The following is a 3,440-nucleotide window of genomic DNA, read 5'->3' on the forward strand; positions in this document are numbered from 1 at the left end:
CCTGCAGCGATTGCCACGCCCCAGGCGACGTCGAGGTCGTGGAAAAGGCCATCGCGCGTCTGAATACGCTGGTCGGCCCCGAGGAAGCGTACGAACTACTGGCGGAGAATCCCCGCCGCATTCTCGAGGGAACGGCGGACGAGCCATGAACGTGGGGGCGGTGAGCGCAACCCTTTTCCCGCCGGGATTGCTGAGGCGGGTCTGGGCCAAGCTGGTGCTTTCCCTTGCCTTGGGCGGGCTGTTCGCCTGGCTTGCCGCCCGGGGCGGGCTGCCCCTGATACCGCCTGCAGATGCCTTCTTGCAGGTGAGCTGGTCCGGCGTGGGAGCGTACGTCTCGACGCTCTGGCTCGTGCATCTGATTCGTGCGACCCGCTGGCGCTTCCTGATCGCGCCGGTGCGGCGCCTCGCGCTCTCGGAGGTCATTCTGCTGAACTGGGTTGGCTTTTTCGCCATCTTTGCCCTGCCTCTGCGTCTGGGCGAGCTGGCCCGGCCAGGCCTATGCAAGGCGCGCCATGCCATCTCCGTTTCCGCGGGGCTGGGCACCGTGGCGGTGGAGCGCGTGGCCGATGGTCTCGTCACGAGCACGTGCGTGGCGTGGGCCCTGTTCGTATTGCCGCGGCAGGAAACGAGCGACCCGCTCGCACGTCACCTGCCGAGCTACGGCTACGCCTCGCTCCTGCTTTTCGGGTGCGCGTTCGGCGCCCTGGCGATGTTCCTGTGGCAGCGGGAGCTTGCCGTCACGCTTACTCGACGCACGCTGGGGATCTTGTCGCCGCGCCTGGCAGCGTTCCTCGCCGGCAAGGTCGCGGGGGTGGCGGATGGCCTGCGGAGCCTCGCCGAGCCTCGGCTCGCGGGGGGCTTCCTGGCCGAGACCTGCGTGTACTGGACCGTCAACGCCCTGGGTGTTTGGCTGCTCGGCAACGCCTGTGGCCTGCCCATGACCTTCGGCCATGCCGTCGCGATCATGGGCGTGCTTGCGATCGGGATCCTGCTGCCAACCGGCCCGGGCCTGTTCGGCAACTTCCAGCTTGCCGTCTCCGTCACGCTGAAGCTCTACCTGGCCGAAAGCGTGATCAGCGACCAGGGGGCCGCCTTCGTGTTCCTGTTGTACATCGCTCAGGCCAGCGTCATGACGCTGGCGGGCATAGTGCCGCTGTACATCATGAAGCTCCGGCTGCGTGATCTCTTTGCCGTGCGAGGTTAGGCGGGCGACCAGCGCACCGCCAAGAAGCGCCCGGCGGTCGTTGTGAGCCCGGAGAGCTCGAGTTTGGCGGTTTTGGGTTGCTCTGGTGGGCGCCGTGTGGCCGGGGGTCTCGTGCTCGGCGCGCGGGTCCCCCCGAACTCGCGCGTGGAAGGTGGAAGCGGCCTGGAGGCGGCTTAGCGATGAGAGCTGGCGCTGGAATCTCTGCCCCTGCCCTTGCCCGGGACGCGGTGGGCAGCGTGCACTCCGACCACACCGACCTGTCTACCGACAAGTGGGCATGCACGATGAGCCCTGGCCACTGCTTGGAGCGCGGTACCGTAGCGGTCCGTAGCGCCGCGAAGCTCCTCGGCGATCTTGTCCCGGAGAATTCAGGATGGATTTGCGGTCTTGGAGGCGCGGCGCGGGGCCGTAGCGGTAGACTTTGGCAGGCATTTCGGGGACTTCGCTCCAGCATGACGGGCTCCGGCGATCGCCCGCCGAAAACCAAACGAGTCTGCTGAGTTACTGCAAGGTTTTAAGGTTTTCAGCGATAAGGCTGTGGGAACTCATCAGCGTGAAACAGATTCGGAGCTTCGCGCAGATCACCGAGGCCGCCGGCGAGCAGCCGCTTCGCTCTGGCGGCGCGTCCAGAGTGCTGGCGGAGACCACGCCTGCACGGTAGATTAGTTTCATGAGTAACGCCATGCGGACCGCGGAGGAAATCCTCGAGCAGGCAAAGCGACTCTCCCCCGCGGAGCGTCGCCACGTGGCGGAGGAGCTCCTCGCAGAGTTCGACAAAGGCGAGGCTGCCGAAGCTCAGGTGCCGGAGCGGGGCCCGTACGCCAAGTGGTTGGACGCGGTGGGCAGCGTGCACTCCGACCACACCGACTTATCTACCGACAAGTACGAGCACGTCGCCGCTGCCTCCCTGCACGGGCACGATGAGGCGTGAAGCGCGTCTTCGTTGACACCAGCGGCTTCGTCGCGATTCTTGTCGCCGAGGATGTTTCCCATGCGCGGGCACGAGACCTGCTCGCCCATGCCAACGCCGAGCGATGGCGGCTTGTCACCACAAACGTGGTGGTGTTCGAGACGTACGGCGTGCTGCTGATCCGCTCGCGCGACAAGCGCCGTGCCGCCATGACCTTCCTCGACCTAGTGGCGACGGGCACGTGCTGGGTGGAGAGGGTCCGCCGCACGGACGAGGCGAATGCACTCTCGATCTTGCGCAGCCACAAGGACAAGAACTACTCCTACTGCGACGCACTGAGCTTCGCGGTTATGGAGCGACTCGGCGTCTCCGACGCGATCGCCTTCGACCGGCACTTCCGCACGTACGGGCGCTTCACCATTTTGTAGCTTGCTTCCACCCGCTGCCGGCTCGGTCTCAGAGCCGCGAAACTGTCCGGCGTTGGCCGCCGAGGATCGTTGTACCACGCTCGCTAGTCACGAGTCGCACACTATGCGGTGGTGGCGCTGATCGATGACGAGCTCATATTGGTCGCGTTTACGCTTCCACTTCCACCCCCGGTCGGTACAGTACAGATAGATGGGCGTGCGCTTCCGGATCGATGGAGCGGCCGGAGGCTGGTGACCGACGCTGACCGCAGTGCGACATGGGTGGCGGCCGCCAGGCGGGTGGCGGCAGATCCGCCGGTTCGGATGCGTAAGTCAGCGAAAGAATTGGAATCTGGTGGCGGAACGGGAGTTGCGTCTCACCCTGGCATGACTGCGCCGCGCCAGTACCTGCCAGGTTCAACCTACCTTGTCACGCGTCGCGTTGTTCGACGTCACTACTTGTTCCGACCGGACGAGGAGGTGAACCGCATCTACTTGTACTGTCTGGCCGTAGCGAGCGAACAACACGGTGTCGAAGTACATAGCTTCCGTAGCGAGCGAACAACACGGTGTCGAAGTACATAGCTTCACGCTGCTTTCGACGCACGAACATCTGGTGGTGACGGACGTGCGAGGAGCGATGCGCGACTTCTTGCGAGACTTTCATCGCTATGTCGCGCTATGCATGTAGGAGCATCGTGATTGGGAAGGCATCCTCTGGGACGGCAGTGAGCCGTCAGTGGTGCATCTGAAGAACTCCTTTGCCGTGGTGGAACGAGCTGCATACGTCGCCGCGAATCCGGTTGCTGCGGGTGCGGTGCGCTGTTTCAACCAATGGCCCGGGCTATGCGTGGCTCCCCAAGATCTCGGCAGGCGATCGTGGACCGTGAAGCGCCCGGACTACTTCTTCCACTCGGAC

The 3,440-nt window shown here is 64.7% G+C and carries 5 protein-coding genes; all 5 read left to right on the forward strand.

What is annotated here, in order from left to right:
* Positions 1–145: 145 nt before the first annotated feature.
* Positions 146–1,204: a flippase-like domain-containing protein gene (locus MJD61_16455; GenBank protein MCG8556854.1), complete on the forward strand. Its 1,059-nt coding sequence runs from the start codon at positions 146–148 to the stop codon at positions 1,202–1,204.
* Between the two features lie 670 nt (positions 1,205–1,874).
* On the forward strand, positions 1,875–2,135 hold the full coding sequence (locus tag MJD61_16460) for a hypothetical protein (GenBank protein ID MCG8556855.1): 261 nt from the start codon (positions 1,875–1,877) through the stop codon (positions 2,133–2,135).
* Positions 2,132–2,542 carry a PIN domain-containing protein gene (locus MJD61_16465; protein MCG8556856.1) on the forward strand — a complete coding sequence of 137 codons (411 nt, stop codon included), beginning with the start codon at positions 2,132–2,134 and terminating at the stop codon, positions 2,540–2,542. Before MJD61_16460 ends, MJD61_16465 begins: the two co-directional genes overlap by 4 nt.
* A 508-nt stretch (positions 2,543–3,050) precedes the next feature.
* The gene (locus MJD61_16470; protein MCG8556857.1) at positions 3,051–3,212 is read left to right on the forward strand and encodes a hypothetical protein; all 162 of its coding nucleotides are present in this window, start codon (positions 3,051–3,053) and stop codon (positions 3,210–3,212) included.
* A gap of 48 nt (positions 3,213–3,260) precedes the next feature.
* The coding region (locus MJD61_16475) for a hypothetical protein (GenBank protein MCG8556858.1) at positions 3,261–3,440 on the forward strand (180 nt) is incomplete at its 3' end.

It is taken from the genome of Pseudomonadota bacterium, from assembly GCA_022361155.1.
Classification (GTDB): Bacteria; Myxococcota_A; Polyangia; order Polyangiales; family JAKSBK01; genus JAKSBK01.